The organism is Bradyrhizobium sp. USDA 4341 (assembly GCF_054063755.1).
Map to the genome: position 1 here is coordinate 936,023 of NZ_JBSSGO010000002.1, position 25,920 is coordinate 961,942.

Consider the following 25,920-nt stretch of genomic DNA (forward strand, 5'->3'; position numbering starts at 1 on the left):
CGCCGGAATATTTCGGCTAGTTAATGTTCGCGCGGACTTGGCAGGCGAGCCTCGTGCTCCCATGTCCTGCGCGGGAGTTTCATCGGAGGTTGGTCATGTCTTACGGCAGTGACGGTAGCGCGTGGCGCAACGACGGCGGCGTTCCCCCGCATGCGTTCGATCCGTTGATGCAGCCGGAACTGTTCCGCGGCGTGCTGACGCGGCGGGTGTTCGCGTTCCTGATCGACCTCTTCGTGCTGTCGGTGCCGGTGATCCTGGCGGTGATCTTCATCGCGATCTTCGGCATCGTCACGCTCGGCCTCGGCTGGGCGCTGTTCTGGCTGGTGTCGCCCGCTTCGATCGTCTGGGCCATTGTCTATTACGGCGCCTCGATGGGCGGGCAGCACTCGGCCACGCTTGGCATGCGCATGATGGATCTGGAACTGCGCACCTGGTACGGCGCGCGCGGCTATTTCGTGCTCGGCGCCACCCACGCGGTGCTGTTCTGGGTGACGATCTCGTTCCTGTCGCCGCTGGTGCTCTTGGTCGGACTCCTCAACGGCCGCCGCCGGCTGCTGCACGACATCATCCTCGGAACCGTCATGATCAACAGCTCGGTCCGGACCCAGGTCACCCCGGCCGCGCGGGCCTCCTATTAGGCCCGCCTAAACCAATTGACCGTTAGCCTCCGGGGGGCGATGCTAACTCGGCTGCCTGTATTGTATGTGGAGCCCGACGATCAGACGTGACCCAGCACTCGCGTGATACCCCCCAGTTCTATCTGACGGCGCCCTCACCCTGCCCCTATCTGCCGGGCCGGCATGAGCGGAAGGTTTTCACGCATCTGGTTGGCGACAAAGCGGGCGATCTCAACGACTTGCTGACCCATGGCGGCTTCCGCCGTAGCCAGTCGATCGCCTATCGCCCGGCCTGCGACGCCTGCCGGGCCTGCGTCTCGGTCCGGGTGGTCGCCAACGAATTCCGCCCCTCCCGCAATTTCCGCAAGGTACTGGCCCGTAACGCCGACATCATCGGCGAGCAGCGCACGGCGGTGCCGACCTCGGAGCAATATTCGGTCTTCCGCGCCTATCTCGACCGCCGCCACCGCAACGGCGGCATGGCCGACATGACGGTGCTGGACTACGCCATGATGGTCGAGGACAGCCATGTCGAGACCCGGATCATCGAGTACCGCAAGCGCAATGCCGACAGCGCCATCACCGGCCGCGGCGACGAGCTGATGGCGGTGGCGCTGACCGATGTGCTCAGCGACGGGCTGTCGATGGTCTATTCCTTCTTCGAGCCAGGGCTTGAGGCCCGCTCGCTCGGCACCTTCATGATCCTCGACCACATCGCCCGCGCCCGCCGGCAGGGCCTGCCCTACGTCTATCTCGGCTACTGGATCGAGGGCTCCAAGAAGATGGACTACAAGGGCCGCTTCCTGCCGCAGCAGCGGCTCGCGCCGTCGGGCTGGCTACGCGTCGACGCGTCAGGTGAGGCGCTGGCCGAGCCGCAGGACTAGCGCCTCTTCAGTCAGGCGCTCTAGGTGCCGAAGATCGTATCGATCAGCAGCTTCACGTTCAGGATCACGATCAGGCCGGCGACGATCCATGCTGCCACCGCGACCGGCCGCGAAATCGCGAACGCGCCCATCTTGCGCTTGTCGGACACGAAGCGCACCAGCGGGATCACCGCGAACGGCAGCTGCATCGACAGCACGACCTGGCTGAACACGAGCAGCTGCGCGGTGCCGCTCTCGCCATAGAGCGCCGCCACCACGATGACCGGGACGATCGCGATGCCGCGGGTCACCAGCCGCTGCAGCCAGTCAGGCAGCTTGAGGTCGAGAAAGCCCTGCATCACGATCTGCCCGGCGAGCGTCGCCGTCACCGTCGAGTTCAGGCCAGACGCCAGCAGCGCCACGGCAAACAGTGTCGAGGCGATGCCGAGGCCGAGCAGCGGCGACAAAAGCTCGAAGGCCTGGTCGATCTCGGCGACATCTGAGTGGCCGCTCTTGTGGAAGGTCGCGGCCGCCAGCACCAGGATCGCGGCGTTGACGAACAGCGCCAGCATCAGCGCGATGGTGGAGTCCGTGGTCGCCCATTTGATCGCGTCGCGCCGGCCCTCCTCGGTGCGCGGATAGGCCCGGGTCTGCACGATCGAGGAATGCAGATAGAGGTTATGCGGCATCACGGTGGCGCCGATGATGCCGATCGCGATGTAGAGCATCTCCGGATTGGTGACGATCTCGCGCGACGGCATGAAGCCGCCGATCACACCGGCAATCGGCGGCGCGGCGGCGGCGATCTGGACCACGAAGCAGACCGCGATGACGATCACGAGCGCAATCACAAAGGCTTCGAGGAAGCGGAAGCCGCGATTCATCAGGAGCAGCAGCAGGAACGCATCGAGCGCCGCGAGCAGCGCACCGCCGATCAAGGGAATGCCGAACAGCAGCTTGAGTGCGATCGCAGTGCCGATCACCTCGGCAAGGTCGCAGGCGATGATCGCGGCCTCGCAGGCGAGCCACAGCAGCAGATTCACCGGCCGCGAATAGGTCGCGCGGCAGGCCTGCGCCAGGTCGCGGTCGGTGGCGATGCCGAGCCGGGCGGAAAGCGCCTGCAGCAGGATCGCCATCAGGTTGGAGAGCAGGATGACCGACAGCAGCGTGTAGCCAAACTTCGATCCACCCGCGAGATCGGTGGCCCAGTTGCCAGGGTCCATATAGCCGACCGAGACCAGATAGCCCGGCCCCGCGAAGGCCAGCAGCCGCCGCCACCACACGCCCGTGGTCGGCACCGCGACGGTCGCGTTTACCTCGGGCAGGCTGCGCGCATGCCCGGCGTCGCCCCGCCAGCCACCTGGCACGGTATCGGCAACAGAAACGGGAGACATTTCAGGGGTGCGAGCGTCCATGCGAGAAGCATGACCGATCCCTCCCGTTATTGCAACTCATTTGCAACTGCATCTAGGCTCACGAAAATGATACTGACTGCCTGTCTTGTAAAGTACTGAGGAAGTGCTTTACGTTAGACGCATGATCAAGCTGCCCGTCGAGACGCCAACCGCAACGCTGCGCTACGCCCTCGCCCCCGACCCGTCGGGCATCGAGGCGATCGAGGCGACCTTTGCGGCCTATGATCGGATGATGACAATCCTCGCCGAGGTCGCCCCGGTCGGGGCCAACCTGGTCTCGCTGCACGCCCAGGCCTACGAGAAGATCCGCAAGGAGACCGGCCTACCCGCGCGGCTGGTGACGCTCGGCCTGCGCGACCGCGCCAACTACATCGCAGGCGCCGCCGTCCGCCGGATACCGCTCGACGACAAGTTGTTTGCGATCAAGGGCCCAACTTCACTGACCATTAGCACTGTCAGCGGACGCGTCTTGGTGCCGTTCGACGTGCCGGGATATGTCTCGGGCTGGGAAAGCCCCTTCCCGGCGCATTTGATCTCGGATGGACGCGGCTACGAAATCCACATCGCCGTCAAATCGAAATCAGCACAACCGGAGGAGAAGACCATGCTTCACGAAGGCATCCTTGCGCGCATGGGCCGGCTTCTTGCCGCCATCGCAAGCCAGACCATCGACAACGTCGAGAGCAACAATAAGGTGGCGCTGGTCAAACAGGCGATCCGCGAGATCGACGCCGGCGCCGACGAAGCGCGCTATGCGCTCGGCAAGTCGCGCGCCGAGGAATTCCGCTTGAAGAGGCGCCGCGAAGAACTGGATACCGAGACAACTGCTCTGAACGAGAAGATCCGTCTCGCACTTGCGGAAAGTCGCGAGGATCTCGCGCGCGCCGGCGTCGCACGGCAAATCGACCTGGAGTCGCAGGTGATCGCGCTGGAACGCGCGATGGATTTCATCGAGCTCGAGATCGACGAGCAGACCAAGGCGCTGCAAGCCATGCTCGGCGCGCGCCGCGAGGCAGAGGCGCGATTAGCCGATCTCGAACAAAGTCTGATCCGCGAGGCCAAGGACGAAACCAGCCGGGCCCCATCGACGACCAATACATTGAGTGCCGAACGCGCCATGGCGGCGATTGCCCGGGTCACCGGTGTTCCCGCCTCCAGCGTGCTCGGCGACAAGGAGCTTGACGAACTCGATCGCCTGCACCGCGAAAAGGAAATCGCGGCGCGGCTTGAAAGGATCAAGTCAGAAAAATGAGTGCAGTTGGCGACATTCTGCTCGCCCCGGACGTGCGGCCCTTCGCGGTCGCGGCTGCGATCATGGTGGCACTTGGCGGTATCGAGCTGCTGACCACCATGGTCGGACTTTCGATCAGCGAACTCGTCGGCAAGGATTTCGCGTTCGAGGCCGAGAGCCATAATGCTCTCAGTGGCCTGTTTCTCTGGATCAACGCCGGGCGGCTTCCCCTCCTGATCCTGATCATCCTGATACTTGGCATATTCTCGATCGGAGGCTTCCTGCTTCAGGGACTGGCGCATGCCGCAGGCACCGCCATTCCTGTCTCGATTGCCGCGGTGGTGGCTGCCGCCGGCAGCATCCCCGTCATCAGAAATGCGAGCCGCGGCCTCGCCCGCATCATTCCGCGCGACGAGAGCTATGCGGTCAACGACAGCGACTTTGTCGGCAAGGTCGCAACCGTGTCGGTCGGCCCGCTCGATCAGGGCCTGCCCGGCAGGGTCCGTCTCAAGGATGTCTTCGGCAACTGGCACACTGTGTCGGCGCGTGCCAGCCCTGATTCCGAGGCGTTGCCGGTCGGCACCAGCGTGCTGCTGGTCGACCGCGACGCCAAGGGCTTCATCGCGATTGCCGCTCCCGCCGACCTCATTGAACAACAACAATCTTCCAACAGGGCATAACATATGTGGGAACTTGCTGTACCCGTCGCCATTGGCGTCCTCGCTATCCTCGTCATTGGCCTGCTTTTCGCAAAGCTCTACAAGCGCTCGACACGCGATGAGGCCTATGTGCGCACCGGCCTCGGCGGCCAGAAGGTGGTGCTCGACGGCGGCTCGCTCGTGCTGCCGATCTTCCACTCCACTGCCGCGGTGAACCTGAAGACGCTGCGGCTCGAGGTCGCGCGCGGCGGCCCGGACTCGCTGATCACCAAGGACCGCATGCGCGTCGATATCGGCGCCGAGTTCTATCTGCGCGTCAAACCCGACTCTTCGTCGATCGCGCTCGCCGCGCAGACGCTCGGCAACCGCACCAATGACGCGGCCGAGCTCCGCGAGCTGGTCGAGGCCAAGTTCGTCGACGGCCTGCGCTCGGTCGCCGCGACCATGAACCTCGAGGAGTTGCAGGAGCAGCGCGCGACCTTCGTCAAGGCGGTGCAGGACGCGGTCGGCGCCGACATCCAGAACAACGGTCTCGAGCTCGAGTCGGTGTCGCTGACACGGCTCGACCAGAGCGACATCAAGCATTTCAACCCGAGCAATTTCTTCGACGCGCACGGCCTCACCACGCTGACCAAGATCACCAAGGAGCGTGAGCAGGAGCGCAACCAGATCGTCCGGACCACCGAGGTCAATATCGCGCAGCAGGACCTGGTGGCGCGGCAGACCACGCTGACGATCGAAAGCACCAAGCGCGAGGCCGAGCTCGCCCAGCAGCGCGACATCGCCAACAAGACCGCCGCGATGCGCGCGCAGACCGCGCAGGTCGAACAGACCGCGTTGCAGAACGAAGCCGAATACCGCATCCAGCAGGAGCTTGCGGTCGCCAACAAGCAGACCGAGGCCAACCAGGCCCGCGACACCCGCAAGATCGAGGCCGATCTCGCCGTTAAGCGCCGCACCACCGAAACCGACCGCGAGCTGCAGATCGTGGCGCAGGAGGCCGCGATCGCGGTGGCCACCAAGAGCAAGGAGCAGTCGGAAGCCCAGACCATCGCCGAGACCGCGCGCGCACTCGCGATCGCAGCCGAGGAAAAGGTCACCACCGCGCGCGCCACCGAGGTCGCCGAGCGCGACAAGATCATCAACGTGATCGCCGCGCGCAAGGTTGCCGAGACCAATGCAATGCCGATCACCGTGATGGCGGAAGCCGAAAAGCAGGCTGCGGCCAACAAGGCCGAGGCCACCAACGTGCTGGCGAAAGCCGATGCCAACGCCGCCACCACCCGCGCCGCCGGCGTCAAGGCGCTTGGTCAGGCTGAAGCGGAAGTCGCGACGTTGAAGGCGGAGGCGCGCAACAAGCTGAGCGCCGACATGATCGACTACGATCTCAACCTCGCGCGGATCAACGTGATCCCGAGCGCGCTCGCCGAGGCGGTGAAGCCGATCGAGAAGATCTCCGACATCCGGATCTTCGACACCGGCGGCATGCTCGGCCGCGGCGGCGCCAATGGCCATGCCAACGGCAATGGCGGTCTCGGGCTCGGCGACGGCCTCGCCGCGCAATTGCTGTCGGTCTCGGCATTCAAGCCGATGATCGACAAGATCCTCGCAGAGGCAGGCTTCCCGGCCGGACCCGACGCGCTCACCAGCCTGACCAGCGCGCTGGCGCAGCGCAAGACGGAGGTCGCCGAAACACCGGCAGTGAGCGTCGAAAGCGCGCCAACCGCTCTCGTCGGGACCATCACCGGCCAACTTACTCCGGCTGCCAAACCGCTGTGAAGCGGTCTGACGGCAGATGCGCTTCACCTCTCCCGCTTGCGGGGGAGGTCGGATCGCATCGAAGATGCAATCCGGGTGGGGGCTCTCTCTCCACGATGCGACTCGCGGATAGACCCCCACCCTAACCCTCCCCCGCAAGCGGGAGAGGGAACGCACGTCCGATGCGGTTGCAGAGCGAATTTCGTTGTCCAATGAAAAGCCCGCCTCTCACGGCGGGCCTTGTTTTTGGCGTTGTCGGGAAACGGGTGGGATCGGGCGTCTTCCAACCACACACTATGGCCAGATCGAATATCCTCAAGGATTCTGCCATGTCCGCCGATACGCCGCGCCTGCCCGCCACCTTCAATCGCCTGGCCTGGTCCAACCTCGCCGCGCAATCGGCCGAGCAGATTGCGCTTGCGGCCGCCCCCATCGTCGCCGTGCTGGTGCTCGGCGTCGGCGAAGGCCAGACCGGCCTGTTGCAGACCGCACTGACGCTGCCGTTCATCCTGTTTGCAATTCCCGCCGGCCTGCTGGCCGACCGCGTGTCGCGGCGCTGGGTGATGGCGGGCTCCGAGGCGCTGCGCGCCGCGGCCCTTGCCGCGATCCTGCTGTTGCTGTGGTTCGGCGCGATGACCTTGCCGCTGCTCGCCTTGCTCGGCTTCATCGCGGTCTGCGGCACGGTTGCCTACAGCGTCGCAGCTCCTGCGCTGGTCCCGTCCCTGGTGACCTCGCAGCAATTGCCGGCGGCGAATGCCCGTATCGAACTTGCGCGCACCGTCGCTTTCGCCAGCGGACCCGCGCTCGGCGGCGTGCTGGTCGGCTGGGTCGGCGCTGCGCCCGCATTCGGCTTTGCCGCGGCGCTGTCGGCGATCGCGGTCGTCCTGCTCGCCGGGATCTACGAGCCGGCACGCCAGCCCGCCCCGCGACGTCATCCGATGCAGGACATCAAGGAAGGCGCGGCCTTCGTGATGCATCACGCCTTGCTGCGGCCGGTGTTCATCACCCAGTTCATCTTCAACACCGCGTCGTTCCTGCTGCTCGCCGTGTTCGTGCCCTATGCGGTGCGCCATCTCGGGCTCAACGCCACCGGTGTCGGTACGACGCTCGCGATGTATGGCGTCGGCATGGTGGTCGGCGCGCTGTTCGCAACCCGCGTGATGAAGCGGCTGGCGTTCGGCACCGTGATCGGGCTCGGCCCGGTCACCGGCCTCGTCGCCTCACTCGTGATGGCGCTGACGACCTGGATTGCGACGCCGCTGCTCGCGGGCCTTGGCTTCTTCCTGCTCGGCGTCGGCCCGATCCTGTGGGTGATCTCGACCACCACGCTGCGGCAATCGGTGACGCCGCCCTCGCTGCTCGGCCGCGTCTCCGCGATCAACATCATGAGCTACGGCGCCCGTCCGCTCGGCTCCGCACTCGGCGCCATCGTCGGTGGCCTCTACGGCGCCGAAGCCTGCCTCTACCTCGCGGCCGCGATCTTCGCGGCCCAGGCGCTGGTGATCCTGATGTCGCCGGCGGTGTCGCTCAGGCGTCAGCCCGACATGGTCGGCGAACCGGTGCGCTGCTAATCTCGCCCCTCAACGTCATTGCGAGCGAAGCGAAGCAATCCATTCCCCCGCTTGTGGGGACATGGATTGCTTCGCTTCGCTATACTCCTCGCAATGACGGGGAGAGAGATCAGCTCGCCAGATAGCGCTCATATTTGCCGCCGACGACCTCGTCGGCGGTAACAGCCGGATCCAGCGTATAGAGATCCTGCGCATGGCTGATGCCGCGCAAGACGAAGCGGCCGGTGGAGACCAGATAGTTGCGGCCGGCGGCGTCGAGCCCGGTGCGGAAATCGGTCGAAGTCAGCAGTTCGCGGTCGACCGATGCGCACATTGAAGCAATTCGGCTGACCTCGTTGACGGCGGGCCCGACCACCGTGAAATCCAGCCGGTCCTCGCTGCCGATGTTGCCGTAGAAGACCTCACCGACATGGAGGCCGACATAGGCCGTGGTCGTCGGCCGGCCCTCGTTCTCGCGACGATCGTTCAGCACGCGGATGTTATGGCGGAATCTGTGCTCGGCGCGCAGCGCCGCGCGCTTGGCGCTTGCCATGTTCTCGCTGGTGAACATCGCCAGCACGCCGTCTCCGATCAGCTTTAGCACCTCGCCGCCGGCATCGTGGATCGCGTCGATCGAAGCCTGCGCGTAGTCGTTGAGGAACGGGATGATCTCGTCGGGACCGATGCGCTCGCTGATCGCGGTCGAGCCGCGCACGTCGGAGTACCACAGCACGGCCTTGATCTTCTCGGTGATGCCGCGCTGCATGCGCCCGCGCAGCACCTGCTCCGCCGTCTCGCGGCCGAGATAGACCCGTCCGAGCGTGCGGGCGATCTCGACCTGGGCGGCCGATTTGATCGCGAGCCCGAGCACCGGCACGAGGTCGCGCAGCGCCGACATGTGGTTCTCGTCGAAGCCGTCCGAACGGCGCGTCGTGTAGTAGGAATAGAAGCAGTCCATCTCGCCGATCGTGCCGGCCTCGCCGAAGCGGTGCACGAAGGCTGCGAAATGCTTGTGGCCCTTCTCGGCGAGGTCGCCGATCATCGAAAAATCGTGCGAACCGGTGAGATCGATCACCATCTCGTCGTCGCCGTTTTCGAGCATGTGATGGAACGCCGACCGCCGCCAGTTCTGGCTGGCCTCGCCGCTGCTGGTCGAGCCGTATTCGAAGATGTCGGCCTCGTTGCTCTCACCGTCGTTCCAGCGGAAGCCGCGGCCCTCGAAGATCGGATGCAGGGTGTCGATGAAGACGATCGCCCGCGACAACGGCATGCCGGCGGCCCGGCAGCGCTCGCAGAAGCCGCGCAGCAGGTCGTTTTCCGGCAGACCGGTCAGGCCCTGGCGGACCAGCCAATTCATGAGGCGCAAACGAGGCGTCAGTTCCATACGTTGGATTATGCCGGGCAATTGGTGCGGGAGGAAGGGCTGGTCGTCGCGTGACAGATGCGGACGCCAGTCCAATATTGCAAGGCCGACCCGCCTCACCATTTTCGGGCGGAACGACGCCCCCGAACGGCAGCGATTCTGCTTCCCTTTGTCCCGGCCTTCACGCACAAGAGCGCATGGACAACGACGCCGGCCAGCCGAACCCGATCCGACGCCTCATGCGATGGGCGATCACCCCGCCGCAATCCTATGGGGTGTATCTGGCCGGCATCATCCTGGTCTACGCCCTTTCGTTCTACGCCGGCACGATGAAGCCGAAGCACGCGCCCGCCCCGCCGGTGGCCGCGCCGTCCGCCCCGCACAACTGATCAGGCCGATTTGGTCTCCGGCGTCGCGATCCAGATTCCGGCGAAGACGGCGATCAGACCGACCAACAGATTGGCCATGATCGGCTCGCCGACCAGCTGCTTGGCCAGCAGCGCGGCGGCGATCGGATTGACCGTCATGGTGTTGGCGACGCGGGTCGGTGAGGCCCGCTCGAGCGCCAGCACCCACAGGATGAACGCCAGCGCGCCGCCGGCTATCCCGAGATAGATCCCCGCGATCCACTGCGATGGGCCGAAATCGCGCAGCGTCGCCAGGCTGCCGGTGAACGCCCCCACCGCCACGAGCGCCGCCGCGCCCGCGCCCATGCCCACAGTGAGGAAGCCGAGCGCGCTGGAGCGGCGGATGAACGGTCGCGACAGCACGTTGTAGAACGCCATGCAGAGCACCGCGGCGGCCATGATCAGTTCGCCGCGCCATGCACCCGCTGGCGCCGCCGACAGCCCGGATGCCAGCGCGGCGGCCACGCCGAACACCGCAATTGAAACTCCGATCGATTTGCGCATCGTCAGCGGCTCGATGCCAAGCAAGGCACCGACCACCATGGTGGAGAGCGGCAACGTCGCCAGCGCAAGGCTGGCGCGCGCTGCCGTCGTGTAGGACATCGCGATGTTGTAGAGCACGAAGAACACGCCGAAGAAGGCGATCCCGAGCGCCGCGACCGCCGGCAAATCCTCGCGCGGCGGCCACTTCGCCCTGAGCAGGACCGCGGCGGGAAGCACGCAGAGGAAGCCAATCGCCCAGCGCAGGATCGCAAGCGTGATCGGGTCGGCATTGCCTGCCAGATAACGCGTGATCGCCGCCGCCGTGCCGCCGAGGCAGCTCGAGATCAGTGCAATCGCAACGCCGATCCACTCGCCCATTCCGGCCCCCACGCGTTTCATACTTGTTTGTGGCATCTTGCCCGGCGAGATCATTCCGGCAACTACCTGGTGGGTATTCATGTCGCAGCAGCGCGACTTTGCAGCCAGCCTGCGCTGGTGGCGGCAGCGCAAGGGCCACTCGCAGCTCGAGCTCGCCGGACGCGCGGATATCTCGCAGCGCCATCTGAGCTTCCTCGAGCTTGGCCGCGCTGCGCCGAGCCGCGACATGGTGATCCGGCTCGCCGCGGCGCTCGACGTGCCGCTGCGCCAGCAGAACGCACTGCTGGTCGCGGCCGGCTTCGCGCCGGTGTGGCGGCAAACCGATCTTGCCGCGCCTGAGCTCGCGCAGATCCGTTACGCGCTCGATTTCATCCTGGCGCAGCAGGAGCCCTTCCCCGCGGTCGTGGTCGACCGGCACTGGAATCTGCTGCTCGCCAATGCAGGCGCCGGGCAGCTGGTGGAATTCCTGGTCGGGCCGCTGGCGCCCGGCACAGCGGTCAATCTCGCCGATGCACTGGTCGCGCCCGGCGTGCTGCGGCCCTATCTCGCCAACTGGACCGAGGTCGCGGGCTACTTCGTCCGCAGCGTCGAGGCCGATGCCGCCGCCGACGGCACCACAGCGACGGCCGACCTGCTCAAGCGCCTCTTGGCCTATGACGGCGTCGACGCTGCGTTGACCGCGCCGCCTGCCGGGACCGCGTCCGGACCGGTGCTGCCGATGCTGTTCCGCAAGGGCGACATCCGCCTGCAGCTGTTCACCACCATCGCGACGCTCGGAACGCCGCAGGACGTCACCTTGCAGGAGCTGCGCATCGAGAGCTTCTTTCCGATGGACGAAGAGACCGCGCAGATTTTTCGAAGCTGGGCGAAAGCGCGCGGTCGCGAAGCCGCTCAGTCATAGAAGTCCGGCGACAGCTTCAGCCCGTCCCGTTGGGCCTTGTCGTGGTTGATCCAGAGCTGCGCCTTCTCCTTCGTCAGCGTGTCGGCGATCTTCTGCATCGAGGCCAGCGTCTGCTCCTTGCTGGCATTCAGGCTCGGCACGCGCCGATTGTCCCAATTGTCCCTGAAGTGAACCGCATCGCCGGTCAGCACGACCGCGCCGGTGTTCGGCAACTTAACCAGCAGCGACTGGTGGCCGGGCGTGTGGCCCGGCGTCGACAGGATGGTGACGCTGCCGTCGCCGAACACGTCGCGGTCGCCCTCGAGTTTCGTCACGGGATGCTCGGGCTTGAAGCGTGGCGCGTTGTTGGCGCCGGGCCATTCATACTCGGCCTTCTGCACATACAGCGTCGCGGCCGGGAACAGCTCGACATTGCCGATGTGATCGGGATGGGTATGCGAGACGGCGATCCCCTTGATGTCCGACGGCTTCACCCCGAGCTCGTCGAGCTGCGCGGCCAGCGTCTTCGGCCGCCGCCAGGTCACGGCCTTGGGATCGGCAGGCGCAAGACCGTTCGGCATCGCCGCCACCGCGTCGGGAATGCCGGTGTCCCACAGGAACCAGCCCTGCGCGTGCTTGATCAGGTAGCAGTTGTCGACGAAGTCCATCGACTTGCCTTCATTAACGCCGGGCGACCAGCGCGAAATGTCGCCGGCAACGCCTTCGCCGCAATTGAGGATGTAGAGCCGCTCGACACCTGATTTCGCCGGCTGGGCGTCTGCCTGCGGCGCCACGCCCACGACCCAGAGCAACATCGCAAGACCGATTGCATTCTTCACGCTGCCCTCCATTGATCGCGCCCGCTCAACGCGCGCGGCCGCAATGTGCCGCCTCATCGGCAGCCGTGGAAGACACGGACATGGGTCGATCGATCAATTGAACGCGAGTGAGTCTCGCCGCGGGCTAGACCATTTCCGCCGGCGCCAGCCGGCAGGTCTCGCTGCTGATCTCGACCTGCAGGGTCGCGTGGTGGATGCTGAATCGCTCCGACAGCTCGGCGCAGGCGCGATGCAGGAAGACATCGTCATGTCCGCCGGGCCGCACCAGGTGTGCGGTTAACGCGGTCTCGCTGGTGCTCATCGCCCAGATGTGCAAATCGTGCACCTCGGTGACGCCCTCGAGCGCGCCGAGATAGTCCCTCACCTGCTTGAGATCGATGCCCCTCGGCACCGCGTCGAGCGCGAGGTTGACGCTGTCGCGGGCAAGCTCCCAGCCGCTCAGTAGCACCACCACGGCGATGACCAGGCTGATCGCCGGATCGAGCCACTGCCAGCCGGTCGCCATGATCAGCAGCGCCGCGATCACGACGCCGAACGAGACGCCGGCATCCGCCGCCATATGCAGATAGGCGCCGCGCACATTGAGGTCGCTGTCGCGGCCGCGCATGAACAGCAGCGCCGTGGCGCCATTGATCAGGATGCCGAGCGCCGCGACCCAGACCACGGTCCAGCTTGCGACTTCGGCCGGCTCGCGGAAGCGGTTGATCGCCTCGACGGCGATGCCGCCGACCGCAATCAACAGCAGCCCGGCATTGAACAGCGCCGCCAGGATCGAGGCACGACGATAGCCATAGGTGTGGGTGTCGGTAGGGCGCCGGCCGGCGAGCCACGCCCCGCCCCAGGCCAGCAGCAGCGCGATGACGTCGGAGAGATTGTGAACGGCGTCGGAGACCAGCGCCAGCGAGTTGGCGGAATAGCCGAAGATCAGCTCGGCGATGACGAAGGCGGTGTTCAGCGACGCGCCGACCGCAAAGGCGGTACCGAAACTGTCGGGCGCGTGGCTGTGCCCGGCATGGGAATGCCCGGCGTGAGCGTGCTCGGCATGGGAATGTCCGTGAGAATGACCGCTGTGGTCATGGTCGTGGTCGTGATTATGCGCCATGGCAACCGTCGCCCGATATCGTCGGCGACGGTTATAGCGCGGTGAAATGTGGATACTATCACACCGCGGCTGTCGAACGGCGTAGCCCGGATGGAGCGCAGCGCATCCGGGATCGTTGCCAAACGCGACAGCGGCCCCGGATTTCGCTTCGCTTCATCCGGGCTACAACACCGCTACTCCACGCCGCGATTGAACTTGTTCGACTTCGGCAGGCCATGGGCGAGCCGGCCGGCGTCGGCGCGGTTGCCGCGCCAGTCGGCCAGTTCCTTCAAGGTCATGCTGTGCTCGCGGCCGGCGGAATCCTTCCAGGTCAGGCCGGCCTTGGAATCGAACACGGCGACATCGGACAGCTCCGAGCTGCTGTATTTCTGCAGCCGAACGCCGCGGCCCCGCGCCATCTCCGGCACCTGGTCGAGACCGAACAGCACCATCTTGTGGTTGGTGCCGATCACGGCGACGGTGTCGCCGTTCACGGTCGTGATCGCACGGGCCTCGTTCGGCATCTCGACATTGAGCACCTGCTTGCCCTTGCGGGTATTGCCGACGCAGTCCTCTTCCTTGACGACGAAACCCTGTCCCTCGCTGCTGGCGATCAGGAACTTGCGCTGGCCCTTGTTGACGAACAGCGAGATGATCGCGGCGTCCTGCTCGAGGTCGATGAACATGCGGATCGGCTCGCCATGGCCGCGGCCGCCCGGCAGCTTGGCGACATCGAGCGAGTAGAACTTGCCGTTGGTGGCGAACAGCAGCAACTTCGAGGTGGTCTCGGCAAAGAACGAGTGCTCGAGCTTGTCGTCGGTCTTGAAAGCGAGCCCCGACAGATCCTCGACATGGCCCTTCAGCGTCCGCACCCAGCCCTTCTCGGAGATCACGACGGTGCACGGCTCGCGCTCGACCAGGGCTTCCTCGATCGCGGCGAGATCATGCTCGGGCGCATCGGCGAAGGTAGTGCGGCGCTTGCCGAGCGGGGTCTTGGGTCCGAAGATATCGCGGACCTTGCGGACCTGATCGCTGACCTTGGCCCATTGCTCGGTCTCGGAGCCGAGCAGGCCTTCGATGCCCTTCAGCTCCTTGCGCAGATCCTTGTCCTCGGTGCGGATCTCCATCTCCTCCAGGCGGCGCAGATTGCGCAGGCGCATGTTAAGGATGGCGTCGGCCTGGACGTCTGTGAGGTTGAAGGTCTTCATCAAGACCGGCTTCGGCTCGTCCTCGGTGCGGATGATCTTGATCACCTTGTCGAGGTTCAGATAGGCGACGAGGTGGCCGCCCAGCACTTCCAGCCGGTGTTCGATCTGCGTCTTGCGGAAATTCGAACGGCGGACCAGCACGTCGCGCAGATGGTCGAGCCATTCGCGCAGGCACTCGGCAAGGCCGACCACCTTCGGGATGCGGCCCTTGATCAGCACGTTCAGGTTCAGCGAGATCTTGCTTTCCAGCTCGGTCAGCCGAAACAGCGATTCCATCATCAGCGCCGGATCGACGGTGCGCGACTTCGGTTCGATGACGAAGCGGACGTCCTCCGCGGATTCATCGCGCACGTCGCCGACCAGCGGCAGCTTCTTCTGGTCGATGAGCTCCGAGATCTTCTCGTGCATACGCGACTTCTGCACCAGCCACGGGATTTCGGTGACGACGACCACCCAGGCGCCGCGGGCGCCCTCCTCCACCGACCAGCGCGCGCGGGTGCGGAACGAGCCGCGCCCCGTCGTGTACGCCTCGACGATCGCTTCCTTGGAATCGACGACGGTGCCGCCGGTCGGGAAGTCCGGGCCCTTGACCCATTTCAGCAGCGCCTTCGACTTGGCGTCGGGCTTCTCGATCAGATGCAGCGCGGCGTCGCAGAGCTCGGCCGCGTTGTGCGGCGGGATCGAGGTCGCCATGCCGACCGCGATGCCCTGCGCACCGTTGGCGAGCAGGTTCGGGAAGCCGCCCGGCAGCACCACCGGCTCTTTCGTCTGCCCGTCGTAATTGGCGCGGAATTCAACACCGTCCTCGTCGATACCTTCGAGCAGCAGCCGCGCGACCTCGGTCATGCGCGCTTCGGTGTAGCGGTAGGCGGCCGGATTATCGCCGTCGATATTGCCGAAATTGCCCTGGCCGTCGACCAGCGGGTAGCGCGAGGAGAAATCCTGCGCGAGGCGAACCATGGCGTCATAAATGGCCTGGTCGCCATGCGGATGGAACGAGCCCATCACGTCGCCGACGATCTTCGCCGACTTCTTGAATGCCGCGCGCGGGTCGAGCCCGAGCAGGTCCATGCCGTAGAGGATGCGCCGGTGTACCGGCTTCAGCCCGTCGCGGGCATCCGGCAGCGCACGATGCATGATGGTCGAGAGCGCATAGGCGAGATAGCGCTCCTCGAGCGCATCACGCAGCGGCACCTCGTGAATTTCGGCCGGCTTTTCCGGCGGTACCTGTCGTTTTCCCATGGGGAGGCGTTAAACCTTGGCGGTGAATCGGGCAAGCCGCGAATCACCGGGAATTTAGGGTCCGAATCGGCCTTACGGAACCGCCGTTCGGCTTCGCGGCCTGGTCACGGCGTTGATAAACCCGTCGCGGGCGTCGGAATGGCCCTGACCGCGGGGCTCCAGCACGTGGCGGAGCAGGAACAGGCCGGTGATCAGGAAACCGTCGCGCAGGTCCTGCTCCGACCAGCTGTTGGCGCCGCTCTCGCCTTCGCGCAGGAACGCCGGCAGCGGCAACAGCCGGTCGCGCCACGGCTCGCCGGCGGCGCGGGACACGGCGCCCCCGGATTTCGGCGACACGTAGATCAGGTCGGTGGTCTCTCCGGTCGCCGCGCAGTTTTCCAGGTCGAGCCCGAAGCCGAGCTCGGTGAGCATGGCGAGCTCAAACCGGATCAAGTGCACCGCCGCGACGCCGGCATCGTCGAAATCGTCGAGCGTCCCCTGCAGCATCTCGTAGATGTCTTCATGCGGATCGCGCTCCGGCAGCAGCCGGGCCAGCGCCGCCAGATGGGTCACGCCATAGACCGCGTGCGACGAGGCGAGCAGCGTCGCCGCCCGCAGCCGCGTGCCTTCCAGCGTGTACATGCCGAGATGCTCGTCGAGCCGCGCCCGCCACACCGCCGTGACGCTGTTGCCGGGCTGCAGCAGCGGCCGCATCCGCGAGCTGGCACCGCCGCGCACCAGGCCGAGATGACGGCCGTGCTCGCGCGTCAAGAGCTCGACGATGGCGGAGGATTCGCCATGCCGCCGTACGCCCAGCACGATGCCTTCATCGGTCCATTCCATGGTCGAAAGTCTATCAGGATTTTGAGGATGAACGCAGCCATCTCGATGCGTCATTCCGGGGCGATCCGCTACGCGTTGAACCAGCCCCGTGCGTCGCCGGTGAAGGAGTAATAGAGCCCGGCCGTGGTCAGGAGGCAGGACACCACCTCGATGGCGCTGTCGAGCTCCAGGCCCTTCTCGCCGATCACCTGCACCAGCGAGATCACCGACAACACCAGCATCGCACCCAGCGCCCAGCGCGGCCAGTTCTTGCGGTGCTGCGCCGCAAGCCGGACGAAATACACCAGCAGCAGGATCATGCAGCCGGCGGTCAGCGTCTCGCCGGTGATCATCTGATCGGTCCTCACGTCGGTCGGCGTGCGGTCCTGGAACGCCACCGACAACGCGTCGAGCGTCAGCGACAGATAGAGCAGCACCTCAAACCATAGCACATTTCTGGGCACATTCATTGCTTTGGGCACGCTCATTGCTCTGGGCACGTTCAAGCGCCGGCTCATTCCTTGGGGAAATCCAGTCCCATTTCCTTGTAGCGGTCGGGATCGTCGCCCCAATTCTCGCGCACCTTGACGAACAGGAACAGGTGTACAGGCACGCCCATGATCTCGGCGATCTCGGCACGCGCCTGCGCGCCGATCGACTTGATGGTGGCGCCGCCCTTGCCGAGCACGATCTTGCGCTGGCTCTCGCGCTCGACAAAGATCGTCTGCTCGATGCGGATCGATTTGTCCTTGCGGTCGGTCCAGCTGTCGGTCTCGACCGTCGACTGGTACGGCAATTCCTGATGCAAATGGCTGTAGATCTTCTCGCGGGTGATCTCGGCCGCCAGATGCCGCATCGGCGCATCCGACATCTGGTCCTCGGGATAGAGGAACGGTCCCGCCGGCACCAGCTTGGCCAGCGCCGTGCGCAGATCGGCAACGCCGTCGCCCGACAGCGCCGAGATCATGAAAGTGTGCTCGAAGCGCATCCGCTCGTTGGCGGCCTGCGCCAGCGCCAGCAGCTTCTCGCGCTGCACGAGGTCGACCTTGTTCAGCACCAGGATCTTCGGATGCGCGACGGTTTCGAGCTTGGCGAGGATCGCATTGGCCTCCTCGTCGATGCCCGACTTCGCGTCGAGCAGCACACAGACGAGATCGGCGTCGTGGGCGCCGCTCCAGGCGGTCGACACCATGGCCCGGTCGAGCCGGCGCCGCGGCGCGAAGATGCCGGGCGTATCGACCAGGATGATCTGCGCGTTGCCCTCGATCACGATGCCGCGGATCAGCGCGCGCGTGGTCTGCACCTTGCGCGAAACGATGGTGACCTTGGAGCCCACCAGCGCGTTGACCAGCGTCGACTTGCCGACATTGGGCGCACCGATCAGCGCGACGAAGCCACAGCGCGTCGCGTCTCCTTGCCCGTTGGGTTCGTCAGTCATTGGTACCGACGCCTTCACGCTCGATCATCGCGGATGCTGCTGCTTTCTCGGCCGCGCGCTTGTTGCCCCCGAGGCCCTCGGCGGAGGCTAGGCCCGGCAGGTCAACCGCAACGCGGAATTGTGGATCGTGGTGCGGGCCGGTGCGTTCGACCTCGCGATAGACCGGAGTCGGCAATCCCTTGCCTTGCGCCCATTCCTGCAACACGGTCTTGGGATCGCGCAGCGGCCGGCGCAGCTTGTGCATCCGCTCGGTCCAATTGCGCTCGACGAACTGGCGTGCGGCCTCGTAGCCGCCGTCGAGAAAGATCGCCCCGATCACCGCTTCGCAGATATCGCCGAGCACGGATTTGCGCAGCCGTGCGCCCTCGACCGCCTTCACCATGCCGAGCTTGATGTCCTCGAGCAGCCCGAGCGACTTGGCGACGTCGGCGCAGCTCTCCTTGCGCACGAGATCGGCGAGCCGCTTCGACAATTCGCCCTCGTCGGCCTTCGGGAACGCCCGGAACAGCATGTCGGACACGATCAGCCCGAGCACGTGGTCGCCGAGGAATTCCAGCCGCTGGTAGCTGTCGGCGCGGTTGCGGGTGGCGGGCTTCAGCGCGGAGACGTGGGTGAACGCGGTGGTCAGCAGTGCGGCATCCGAGAACGTATACCCGATCCGCGCCTCGGTGCCGGCGATCGCGGCCTTCTCTTCAGCCGCCCTGGCGGCCTTGGTGCGCCGCTTCTTCGGCGCGGCCGTGCTTTCGGCGGCGGGCGTCTGGCTCGGCTCGCCGGTGGGCGCTTGATCGTTGATGGCTGCGGTATCGTCGTTCATCGCACGATGGAGAATAGGCGGTTCCACCGCACGGCGAACGGCCAGCGCCAGATCATCCAGGCCTGCTCGCCCTCGGCGATCGAGAAGAAGATCATCTGGGCACGCCCGATGATGTTCTCAAACGGCACGTAGCCGACCTGCGACAGAAAGCGGCTGTCGGTGGAGTTGTCGCGGTTGTCGCCCATCATGAAGAAATGCCCGGGCGGAACGGTGTAGACGATGGTGTTGTCCATGTAGCTGTTGTCGGTGCAGTCGAGCGACTCATAGCTGACGCCGTTCGGCAGCGTTTCCTTCCAGCGCTTGACCCGGGCGGTGGCATCCGCCGAGCCGCAGGGATCCTCGCCGACGAAATCGCTCAGCCGCTCGCGCTTGATCGGCTCATCGTTGATGTAGAGCAGCCCGTTCCGGACCTCGATGCGATCGCCCGGCAGCCCGATGACACGCTTGATGTAGTCGGTGGAGTCATCCCGCGGCAGGCGGAACACCACGATGTCGCCGCGGTTCGGCTCCGAGCCGAAGATACGCCCCGAGAAGATGTTCGGCGAAAACGGGATCGAATAGTGGCTGTAGCCATAGGAATATTTCGAGACGAACAGGTAGTCGCCGACCAGGAGCGTCGCCTTCATCGACCCCGAGGGGATGTTGAACGGCTGGAACAGGAAGGTGCGGATGACGAGCGCGATCAGAAGGGCATGGATGACGACACGGATGGTCTCGCCCAAGCCGCTCTCAGATTTGGTCCCGGTGGTCGCGCTCATTGCTTTCCCAATTCCCGCGGGCCCTGATGCCCACGCGGTGGCAGAACGTTCTCTCCACGCGAAGCGTTCGACCCCCGCGTGAGGAAAATGGCCTTGATTCTGATCTTGAGGGCAAATTCCGGCCTAAACCTGGAATCCGCGTCTCGCTCGATACCCTGCGGCGTTTTAGACGGTTGTTCGCAGGGGCGCAATCAATCGCCGCCTCAAAACTTCGCAATTCATTGAAATGTCAATGATTTTTTAGTTTGCTGAAGTTTTCTGGCAAATTCCGGCGCCGCGCGCTCATCTGGCGGGAGCAACCGCCGAAATTATGACGAAGGCCTGTGCCAGCGGCCAATCGTCCGTGATCGAAAGGTCGATCTGCGCCTGCATGCCTTCGGGCGTCAGCTCCTGGAGCCGGGCCAGCGCCCCGCCGGTCAGCAGCATCGACGGCCGCCCTCCCGGCAGGTTCACCACCCCCATGTCCTTCCACCACACCCCGCGCCGGATCCCGGTGCCGAGTGCCTTGGAGCAGGCCTCCTTCGCGGCGAACCGCTTGGCGTAGGTTGCGACCACCATCTTCTCGCTGTTGGCGCGGCGTATCGCCTTGGCGCGCTCGGCGTCGGTGAAGATGCGATCGAGGAAGCGCTCACCGTGCCGCTCGATCACCTTCGCAATCCGGGTGATGTCGATCAGGTCGGAGCCAATGCCGATGATCATGCGCTGACGGCACCTTGCGCCCTGGCACGGCCGCGGTCCATCGCCGCACGCATCTCGCGCACCGTAGCGGCGATGCCGACGAACAGCGCCTCGCCCATCATGAAGTAGCCGATGTTGAGCTCGCGGATTTCGGGCAGCGCGGAGATCGTCTCCGCGGTCTCATAATCGAGCCCGTGGCCGGCATGGACCTCGAGCCCGGCCGTCTGCGCGAGCTTGGCGCCGGCGACGATGCGGTTCCACTCGGCCTCCACCTTGTCCTTGTGACCGTCGACCACGGCGTCGCACCAGCCGCCGGTGTGGATCTCGATCACGGGCGCCTTCAGCTGCGCGGCCATCTCGATCTGCCTGGGATCGGCGGCGATGAACAGCGAGACCCGGATGCCGGCATCGTTGAGCCGCGCGATGAACGGCGCCAGCGCATTGTGCTGGCCGACCACGTCGAGGCCGCCTTCGGTGGTGAGCTCCTGGCGCCGTTCCGGCACCAGGCAAACCGCATGCGGCTTGGTGGCGAGCGAAATCCGCAGCATGTCGTCGGTCGCCGCCATCTCGAAATTCAGCGGCTTGGAGATCTCGGCCTTGAGCCGCGCCATGTCCTCGTCGCGGATATGACGGCGATCCTCGCGCAAATGCGCGGTGATGCCGTCGGCGCCGGCCGCGATCGCGGCAAGCGCCAGCCGGACCGGATCGGGCCGCGCCCCGCCCCGCGCATTGCGCAGGGTCGCGACGTGATCGACATTGATACCGAGACGGAGCGGAGCAGCCTTTGACATGTCTCTAACCTGCAATTCTAGCCTGTCATGCGCGGCCATAGCCGTCCGAAGGAGGGCGTCGCTTCCGCTCGCCTATGCCCTGCACATGCATCTTTACCCATTGACGCGTTCGACCCGTGCAACGACGGCCTTGGCGCGCAACTGCGCGATGATAGCGCTGAGATGCTTGAGGTCATAGACCTCAAGATCGATGGTCAGCTCCGTGAAGTCAGGCGATTGGCGCGACATGTGGATGTTGTCGATATTGCCGTCATGCTCGGCGATCACGGTCGCGATCTGGGCGAGGCTGCCCGGCTCGTTGACATTGTGGACGAGGATGCGCGCGGGGAAGCGCTGCGGCATGGTCTCGTCGATGTCCCAGCGCACGTCGAGCCAGCGCTCCGGCTCCTCCTCGAAATCCTTCAGCGCCGGCGACTGGATCGGGTAGATCGTGATCCCCTCACCCGCCGTAACGATGCCGACGATCCGATCGCCCGGCACGGCACCGCCGTTCGGCGCGAACTTCACCGGCAGCTCGGAATTGATGCCGCGCACCGGGATCACCGAGGTGGCGCGCGCCGGATGCGGCGGGGTCTGCGTCTTCAGCTTGGCGGCGAGCCCCTTCTTGGCGCCATAGCGCACCATCCGCTCTTCCTTGTAGTCGGGATACATCGCGCGCGCGACGTCGGAGGCCTTGATCTCGCCGCGTCCAACGGAGGCCATCACGTCCTCGATCGAGGTGCGGGCGAGCCGCGGCAAGGCGCCCTTCAGCTTGTCGTCGGCATATTCGATCTTGGCGCGGGCAAACAGGCGGTCGACGATGCGGCGGCCGAGGCCGGCATACTGGTCGCGCACCGCATCGCGGGTGGCACGCCGGATCGCGGCGCGCGCCTTGCCGGTGCGGGCGAGCGCTTCCCAGGCCGACGGCGGCGCTGACTGCGCCTTCGAGGTCAGCACCTCGACCTCGTCGCCATTCTGCAGCTCGGAGGACAGCGGCGCGAACTTGCCGTTGATCTTGCAGCCGACCGCGCTGTTGCCGACACCGGTGTGCACGGCATAGGCGAAATCGATCACGTTGGCGTTGCGCGGCAGCGCGATCAGCTTGCCCTTTGGCGTGAAGCAGAACACCTGGTCGTGGAATAGCTCGAGCTTGGTGTGCTCGAGGAATTCCTCGGGATTGGAGCTCTCCGAGAGGATGCCGATGGTGTGGCGCAGCCAGGCGAAGGCGTTGGACTCGTGCTTCAGCCGCTCATGCGGAGAGCCCGCCCCTTCCTTGTAGAACGCATGCGCGGCGATGCCGAACTCGGCGATCTGGTTCATCTCCTCGGTGCGGATCTGCAACTCGACGCGCTGCTTGCCCGGACCGATCACGGTGGTGTGGATCGACCGGTAGTCGTTCTGCTTCGGCGTCGAGATGTAATCCTTGAAGCGGCCCGGCACGACCGGCCAGGTGGTGTGGACAATGCCGAGCGCGCGGTAGCAGGCGCCGACATCGTCGAGGATGACGCGGAAGCCGTAGATGTCGGACAGCTGCTCGAAGCCGACCGACTTGCGCTCCATCTTGGTCCAGATCGAAAACGGCTGCTTGCGGCGGCCGAACACCCGCGCGGTGATGCCGTTCTTCTGCAGGTTCTTGGAGAGCTGGGTTTCGATCTCGCCGATCAGGTTGCGGTTGCGCTCGGCCAGTGAATCGAGCCGCTGCTTGACCACCGCATAGGCCTCGGGATCAAGCACGAAGAACGACAGGTCTTCCAGCTCCCCGCGCATCTCCTGCATACCCATGCGGCCGGCCAGCGGCGCATAGATATCCAGCGTCTCCTCGGCGATGCGGCGGCGCGAGGCCGGCGGCACGAATTCCAGCGTGCGCATGTTGTGCAGGCGGTCGGCGAGCTTGATCAGCAGCACGCGGACATCGTCGGCGATCGCCAGCAGCAGCTTGCGCAAATTCTCGGCCTGCTTGGCCTCGCGCGACACCAGCTCCAGCCGCTTCAGCTTGGTCAGGCCTTCGACCAGCGCGCCGATCTCGTGGCCGAACACATGATCGATCTCGGCCCGCGTCGCCTCGGTGTCCTCGATCGTGTCGTGCAGCAGCGCCGCCACGATCGTGGCGTCGTCGAGCTTGAGGTTGGTGAGGATCGCGGCGACCTCGAGCGGATGCGAGAAATAGGGATCGCCGGAGGCACGCGTCTGCGTGCCGTGCGCCTTCATGGCGTAGACGTAGGCGCGGTTGAGCAGGTCTTCGTTGGTGTCGGGGTTATAGGACCGGACGCGCTCGACAAGGTCATATTGTCGCATCATTCGGGTCCGCGGCTTCGCCGGCCTTTCCGCCGCGGACGAGGCCGGCGCGACCGCGACCGTTTCGGTTGCAGCCTGCATCTGGATGGAACTGCGGCGTCGATACGCCATGAACTCGCTGCCTCTCGCGGGACCGGAACGTCCCTTCTTCCTCAATCTAGTGCGCTTTCGAACGAAGCAGCACCCCGCGCGGGCCCTGGAACCATTCAATTTCGCGCGCCCGCATAGGACGCACCGTAACCGCAAAATTGTCAACAAAAGCAAAGGCCCGGAGCAATGTCCGGGCCTTTGGCAAATTGATCCGAGATGTGGAGCCGAACGACGGGCTTACTCGTCTTCCTCGGGCTGCTCTTCCGGGGGCGCCAGGCCCTCGAGGCCCTTCAGCAGCTCTTCCTCGGTCATGCGCTCGACCGCGACCTCGGTGTCGTCGGCGTCGACGCTGGCACCGGCGGAACCGATCAGCGGCACAGTGTCCGGCTCGGGCTCGTCGACCTCGACGAACTTCTGCAGGGAGTGCACGAGTTCCTCTTTCAGGTCCTCCGGCGAGATCGTCGAATCGGCGATCTCCCGCAGCGAAACGACCGGGTTCTTGTCGTTGTCGCGATCAACCGTGAGTTGCGATCCCGACGAGATCATCCGGGCACGATGCGCAGCCAACAGGACGAGGTCGAAACGATTATCGACCTTATCAATGCAATCTTCGACGGTGACGCGAGCCATCTCGAGGCGCTCCGTGGTAAAAGGGACCAAACATGTAGGTTATGAGGGTTAGTTATAGGGCTAGTCCCCGTTTCGCAAGGTAAAATTTGTGATTTGCCTTCCCAACGGGCTCTGATAACCCCCTCTGCCGGGGCCAGAAGGGCCGGAGCGTCTGACGACATGGCTAGGTTGCTGTCCCAGACAAGTAAATCTCTTCATTGCAATGTCAAAGGTCTAGGCTTTTTGCCCTCGCCTCACCATAATTGCGGTGGTGACTGTCGTGGGGAAAGATTCACAGAACTTTAGGCAGCAACGCCGGAAATTACGCGCGGTTGATCACCGCCGCGCTAAGAACACTAACAACCACGCGAGAACACTTTGATGTCGTCACCTGTTTCCAACAAGATCGCGCTCTTCATCGATGGAGCCAATCTTTACGCAACCGCAAAGACGCTCGGCTTCGACATCGACTACAAGCGCCTCCTCAAGGAATTCCAGAGTCGCGGCACCCTGCTCCGTGCGTTCTACTACACGGCGATCATCGAGGATCAGGAGTATTCGTCGATCCGTCCGCTGATCGATTGGCTCGACTACAACGGCTACACCGTGGTCACCAAGGCGACCAAGGAATTCATCGACGCCAGCGGCCGCCGCAAGGTGAAGGGCAATATGGACATCGAGCTCGCCGTCGATGCCATGGAGCTGGCCGAGCACATCGACCAGATGATCCTGTTCTCCGGCGACGGCGACTTCCGCTCGCTGGTCGAGGCCGTCCAGCGCCGCGGCGTCCGCGTCACCGTCATCTCGACCATTGCGAGCCAGCCGCCGATGATCGCCGACGAGCTGCGCCGCCAGGCCGACGTCTTCACCGACCTCGTCGAGCTGCAATCCAAGCTTGGCCGCGATCCGTCCGAACGTCCGGCCCCGCGCGAACCGCGTCACCACTCCCCGCAATTCCTGCAGCGCGCGACCACGATGGCCCCCCGGGGAGCCGATGACGATTTCGACGAGTAATCTCGTCGCCGCACCGACGCGCCCCGACAGCAACTGTCAGCTCTGTGTCAGGCTGGCCGACTTTCGCGCGCAGGCCCGCACACTCCACCCGGACTGGTTCAACTCGCCGGTGGAATCATTCGGCGATCCGAATGCGCGGCTGCTGATCGTCGGGCTCGCGCCGGGCATGCAGGGCGCCAACCGCACCGGCCGTCCCTTCACCGGCGATTACGCCGGCGATCTGCTCTACGCGACCTTACTCGAATATGGCTTTGCCAGCGGCGTCTATCAGGCGCGGCCGGACGACGGCTTGAAGCTGGTGGACTGCCGGATCAGCAACGCGGTGCGCTGCGTGCCGCCGCAAAACAAGCCCTTGCCGGCCGAGATCAATACCTGCCGGCAATTCCTCCGCGCCACCATCGCTACGATGCCGAAGCTGCGCGCGATCGTGCTGCTCGGGCGAATCGCGCACGAATCTACGTTGAAGGCGCTGGATATTCGTCTGGCTGCGGCGCCCTTTGTGCACGGCGCCGTGCATAGCGCGGGCACTTTCAAGCTCTACGACAGCTACCACTGCTCGCGCTACAACACGAACACGGGCGTGCTGACGACCGACATGTTCCGCAAGGTCTTCGCGACCGTGCGCAAGGAGCTCGGCTAGCGCCCTTCTCCCGGTATCCACTTCGCGAACCGGTATCCA

25 protein-coding genes are annotated in these 25,920 nt (G+C 65.1%); 10 read left to right on the plus strand and 15 right to left on the minus strand.

The genetic code is table 11. The features are described from left to right. The first annotated feature begins 95 nt into the window (after positions 1–95). Positions 96–638: an RDD family protein gene (locus ACVIGB_RS10200; protein WP_456722773.1), complete on the plus strand. Its 543-nt coding sequence runs from the start codon at positions 96–98 to the stop codon at positions 636–638. Positions 639–724: 86 nt separating this feature from the next. Beyond that, the gene (locus ACVIGB_RS10205; protein ID WP_092114746.1) at positions 725–1,501 is read left to right on the plus strand and encodes an arginyltransferase; all 777 of its coding nucleotides are present in this window, start codon (positions 725–727) and stop codon (positions 1,499–1,501) included. A gap of 20 nt (positions 1,502–1,521) precedes the next feature. Here the strand turns inward: ACVIGB_RS10205 and ACVIGB_RS10210 are convergent, their stop codons facing one another. After that, the gene (locus ACVIGB_RS10210) at positions 1,522–2,895 is read right to left on the minus strand and encodes an Nramp family divalent metal transporter (RefSeq protein WP_092114747.1); all 1,374 of its coding nucleotides are present in this window, start codon (positions 2,893–2,895) and stop codon (positions 1,522–1,524) included. A 121-nt stretch (positions 2,896–3,016) separates the two neighbouring features. On the opposite strand from ACVIGB_RS10210, the gene ACVIGB_RS10215 reads away from it, so the two are divergent. From ACVIGB_RS10215 to ACVIGB_RS10230, 4 genes are all read left to right on the plus strand, one after another. Then, on the plus strand, positions 3,017–4,147 hold the full coding sequence (locus tag ACVIGB_RS10215) for a PspA/IM30 family protein (protein ID WP_456722772.1): 1,131 nt from the start codon (positions 3,017–3,019) through the stop codon (positions 4,145–4,147). After that, entirely contained in the window at positions 4,144–4,806 is a 663-nt protein-coding gene (locus ACVIGB_RS10220) for an OB-fold-containig protein (protein WP_456722771.1), read from the plus strand. The genes ACVIGB_RS10215 and ACVIGB_RS10220 overlap by 4 nt, the downstream gene beginning before the upstream one ends. A gap of 3 nt (positions 4,807–4,809) precedes the next feature. After that, the gene (locus ACVIGB_RS10225; protein WP_456722770.1) at positions 4,810–6,564 is read left to right on the plus strand and encodes a flotillin family protein; all 1,755 of its coding nucleotides are present in this window, start codon (positions 4,810–4,812) and stop codon (positions 6,562–6,564) included. A gap of 308 nt (positions 6,565–6,872) precedes the next feature. Then, positions 6,873–8,114 (plus strand): MFS transporter, encoded by a 1,242-nt coding sequence (locus ACVIGB_RS10230; protein ID WP_456722769.1) that lies wholly within the window; start codon positions 6,873–6,875, stop codon positions 8,112–8,114. A gap of 109 nt (positions 8,115–8,223) precedes the next feature. Here the strand turns inward: ACVIGB_RS10230 and ACVIGB_RS10235 are convergent, their stop codons facing one another. After that, a complete protein-coding gene (locus tag ACVIGB_RS10235) occupies positions 8,224–9,477 on the minus strand; it encodes an adenylate/guanylate cyclase domain-containing protein (protein WP_456722768.1) in 1,254 nt (417 codons plus the stop codon). 176 nt (positions 9,478–9,653) lie between these two features. Here ACVIGB_RS10235 and ACVIGB_RS10240 point away from each other — a divergent pair, with 176 nt between their 5' ends. Then, complete coding sequence (locus ACVIGB_RS10240) at positions 9,654–9,845, plus strand: hypothetical protein (protein WP_456722767.1); 192 nt, start codon at positions 9,654–9,656, stop codon at positions 9,843–9,845. Here the strand turns inward: ACVIGB_RS10240 and ACVIGB_RS10245 are convergent, their stop codons facing one another. Further along, positions 9,846–10,724 (minus strand): DMT family transporter, encoded by an 879-nt coding sequence (locus tag ACVIGB_RS10245; RefSeq protein ID WP_456722766.1) that lies wholly within the window; start codon positions 10,722–10,724, stop codon positions 9,846–9,848. Positions 10,725–10,803: 79 nt separating this feature from the next. On the opposite strand from ACVIGB_RS10245, the gene ACVIGB_RS10250 reads away from it, so the two are divergent. After that, a complete protein-coding gene (locus ACVIGB_RS10250) occupies positions 10,804–11,625 on the plus strand; it encodes a helix-turn-helix domain-containing protein (protein WP_456722765.1) in 822 nt (273 codons plus the stop codon). Here the strand turns inward: ACVIGB_RS10250 and ACVIGB_RS10255 are convergent. The 12 genes from ACVIGB_RS10255 to rpoZ form a co-directional block, all read right to left on the minus strand. Next, positions 11,616–12,419: an N-acyl homoserine lactonase family protein gene (locus ACVIGB_RS10255; protein ID WP_456725204.1), complete on the minus strand. Its 804-nt coding sequence runs from the start codon at positions 12,417–12,419 to the stop codon at positions 11,616–11,618. The two genes, ACVIGB_RS10250 and ACVIGB_RS10255, sit on opposite strands and share 10 nt — an antisense overlap. A gap of 148 nt (positions 12,420–12,567) precedes the next feature. After that, positions 12,568–13,545, minus strand: coding sequence for a cation diffusion facilitator family transporter (locus ACVIGB_RS10260; protein WP_456722764.1), 978 nt, complete (start codon positions 13,543–13,545; stop codon positions 12,568–12,570). Between the two features lie 173 nt (positions 13,546–13,718). Next, complete coding sequence (gene parC / locus ACVIGB_RS10265; RefSeq protein WP_456722763.1) at positions 13,719–15,974, minus strand: DNA topoisomerase IV subunit A; 2,256 nt, start codon at positions 15,972–15,974, stop codon at positions 13,719–13,721. Between the two features lie 72 nt (positions 15,975–16,046). Continuing rightward, positions 16,047–16,796, minus strand: coding sequence for a DNA repair protein RecO (gene recO, locus ACVIGB_RS10270; RefSeq protein ID WP_456722762.1), 750 nt, complete (start codon positions 16,794–16,796; stop codon positions 16,047–16,049). A gap of 68 nt (positions 16,797–16,864) precedes the next feature. Then, the gene (locus ACVIGB_RS10275) at positions 16,865–17,245 is read right to left on the minus strand and encodes a hypothetical protein (RefSeq protein WP_456722761.1); all 381 of its coding nucleotides are present in this window, start codon (positions 17,243–17,245) and stop codon (positions 16,865–16,867) included. A 44-nt stretch (positions 17,246–17,289) separates the two neighbouring features. Continuing rightward, positions 17,290–18,213: a GTPase Era gene (gene era, locus ACVIGB_RS10280; RefSeq protein WP_456722760.1), complete on the minus strand. Its 924-nt coding sequence runs from the start codon at positions 18,211–18,213 to the stop codon at positions 17,290–17,292. Beyond that, positions 18,206–19,027, minus strand: a complete 822-nt coding sequence (gene rnc / locus ACVIGB_RS10285) for a ribonuclease III (RefSeq protein ID WP_092114760.1) — start codon at positions 19,025–19,027, stop codon at positions 18,206–18,208. Before rnc ends, era begins: the two co-directional genes overlap by 8 nt. Beyond that, complete coding sequence (gene lepB / locus ACVIGB_RS10290; RefSeq protein ID WP_092114761.1) at positions 19,024–19,785, minus strand: signal peptidase I; 762 nt, start codon at positions 19,783–19,785, stop codon at positions 19,024–19,026. Before lepB ends, rnc begins: the two co-directional genes overlap by 4 nt. A 282-nt stretch (positions 19,786–20,067) precedes the next feature. Continuing rightward, positions 20,068–20,484 (minus strand): holo-ACP synthase, encoded by a 417-nt coding sequence (gene acpS, locus ACVIGB_RS10295; RefSeq protein ID WP_456722759.1) that lies wholly within the window; start codon positions 20,482–20,484, stop codon positions 20,068–20,070. Continuing rightward, positions 20,481–21,254 carry a pyridoxine 5'-phosphate synthase gene (locus ACVIGB_RS10300; protein ID WP_456722758.1) on the minus strand — a complete coding sequence of 258 codons (774 nt, stop codon included), beginning with the start codon at positions 21,252–21,254 and terminating at the stop codon, positions 20,481–20,483. The genes acpS and ACVIGB_RS10300 overlap by 4 nt, the downstream gene beginning before the upstream one ends. A 93-nt stretch (positions 21,255–21,347) precedes the next feature. After that, positions 21,348–23,639, minus strand: coding sequence for a RelA/SpoT family protein (locus ACVIGB_RS10305; protein ID WP_342728702.1), 2,292 nt, complete (start codon positions 23,637–23,639; stop codon positions 21,348–21,350). A 216-nt stretch (positions 23,640–23,855) separates the two neighbouring features. Further along, positions 23,856–24,248 (minus strand): DNA-directed RNA polymerase subunit omega, encoded by a 393-nt coding sequence (gene rpoZ, locus ACVIGB_RS10310; protein ID WP_016844003.1) that lies wholly within the window; start codon positions 24,246–24,248, stop codon positions 23,856–23,858. Positions 24,249–24,608: 360 nt separating this feature from the next. On the opposite strand from rpoZ, the gene ACVIGB_RS10315 reads away from it, so the two are divergent. Both ACVIGB_RS10315 and ACVIGB_RS10320 read left to right on the plus strand, forming a co-directional pair. Continuing rightward, positions 24,609–25,241, plus strand: a complete 633-nt coding sequence (locus tag ACVIGB_RS10315; RefSeq protein WP_016844002.1) for a LabA-like NYN domain-containing protein — start codon at positions 24,609–24,611, stop codon at positions 25,239–25,241. Continuing rightward, complete coding sequence (locus tag ACVIGB_RS10320; RefSeq protein ID WP_420964318.1) at positions 25,222–25,881, plus strand: uracil-DNA glycosylase; 660 nt, start codon at positions 25,222–25,224, stop codon at positions 25,879–25,881. The genes ACVIGB_RS10315 and ACVIGB_RS10320 overlap by 20 nt, the downstream gene beginning before the upstream one ends. Positions 25,882–25,920: the final 39 nt, after the last annotated feature.

Bases quoted from the DNA above. Each gene is read 5' to 3' on its own strand.
- ACVIGB_RS10200 (WP_456722773.1), top strand. From the start codon at position 96: ATGTCTTACGGCAGTGACGGTAGCGCGTGGCGCAACGACGGCGGCGTT.
- ACVIGB_RS10210 (WP_092114747.1), bottom strand. From the start codon at position 2,895: ATGGACGCTCGCACCCCTGAAATGTCTCCCGTTTCTGTTGCCGATACC.
- ACVIGB_RS10215 (WP_456722772.1), top strand. From the start codon at position 3,017: ATGATCAAGCTGCCCGTCGAGACGCCAACCGCAACGCTGCGCTACGCC.
- ACVIGB_RS10220 (WP_456722771.1), top strand. From the start codon at position 4,144: ATGAGTGCAGTTGGCGACATTCTGCTCGCCCCGGACGTGCGGCCCTTC.
- ACVIGB_RS10225 (WP_456722770.1), top strand. From the start codon at position 4,810: ATGTGGGAACTTGCTGTACCCGTCGCCATTGGCGTCCTCGCTATCCTC.
- ACVIGB_RS10230 (WP_456722769.1), top strand. From the start codon at position 6,873: ATGTCCGCCGATACGCCGCGCCTGCCCGCCACCTTCAATCGCCTGGCC.
- ACVIGB_RS10235 (WP_456722768.1), bottom strand. From the start codon at position 9,477: ATGGAACTGACGCCTCGTTTGCGCCTCATGAATTGGCTGGTCCGCCAG.
- ACVIGB_RS10240 (WP_456722767.1), top strand. From the start codon at position 9,654: ATGGACAACGACGCCGGCCAGCCGAACCCGATCCGACGCCTCATGCGA.
- ACVIGB_RS10245 (WP_456722766.1), bottom strand. From the start codon at position 10,724: ATGGGCGAGTGGATCGGCGTTGCGATTGCACTGATCTCGAGCTGCCTC.
- ACVIGB_RS10250 (WP_456722765.1), top strand. From the start codon at position 10,804: ATGTCGCAGCAGCGCGACTTTGCAGCCAGCCTGCGCTGGTGGCGGCAG.
- ACVIGB_RS10255 (WP_456725204.1), bottom strand. From the start codon at position 12,419: ATGTTGCTCTGGGTCGTGGGCGTGGCGCCGCAGGCAGACGCCCAGCCG.
- ACVIGB_RS10260 (WP_456722764.1), bottom strand. From the start codon at position 13,545: ATGGCGCATAATCACGACCACGACCATGACCACAGCGGTCATTCTCAC.
- parC (WP_456722763.1), bottom strand. From the start codon at position 15,974: ATGGGAAAACGACAGGTACCGCCGGAAAAGCCGGCCGAAATTCACGAG.
- recO (WP_456722762.1), bottom strand. From the start codon at position 16,796: ATGGAATGGACCGATGAAGGCATCGTGCTGGGCGTACGGCGGCATGGC.
- ACVIGB_RS10275 (WP_456722761.1), bottom strand. From the start codon at position 17,245: ATGAATGTGCCCAGAAATGTGCTATGGTTTGAGGTGCTGCTCTATCTG.
- era (WP_456722760.1), bottom strand. From the start codon at position 18,213: ATGACTGACGAACCCAACGGGCAAGGAGACGCGACGCGCTGTGGCTTC.
- rnc (WP_092114760.1), bottom strand. From the start codon at position 19,027: ATGAACGACGATACCGCAGCCATCAACGATCAAGCGCCCACCGGCGAG.
- lepB (WP_092114761.1), bottom strand. From the start codon at position 19,785: ATGAGCGCGACCACCGGGACCAAATCTGAGAGCGGCTTGGGCGAGACC.
- acpS (WP_456722759.1), bottom strand. From the start codon at position 20,484: ATGATCATCGGCATTGGCTCCGACCTGATCGACATCACCCGGATTGCG.
- ACVIGB_RS10300 (WP_456722758.1), bottom strand. From the start codon at position 21,254: ATGTCAAAGGCTGCTCCGCTCCGTCTCGGTATCAATGTCGATCACGTC.
- ACVIGB_RS10305 (WP_342728702.1), bottom strand. From the start codon at position 23,639: ATGGCGTATCGACGCCGCAGTTCCATCCAGATGCAGGCTGCAACCGAA.
- rpoZ (WP_016844003.1), bottom strand. From the start codon at position 24,248: ATGGCTCGCGTCACCGTCGAAGATTGCATTGATAAGGTCGATAATCGT.
- ACVIGB_RS10315 (WP_016844002.1), top strand. From the start codon at position 24,609: ATGTCGTCACCTGTTTCCAACAAGATCGCGCTCTTCATCGATGGAGCC.
- ACVIGB_RS10320 (WP_420964318.1), top strand. From the start codon at position 25,222: ATGACGATTTCGACGAGTAATCTCGTCGCCGCACCGACGCGCCCCGAC.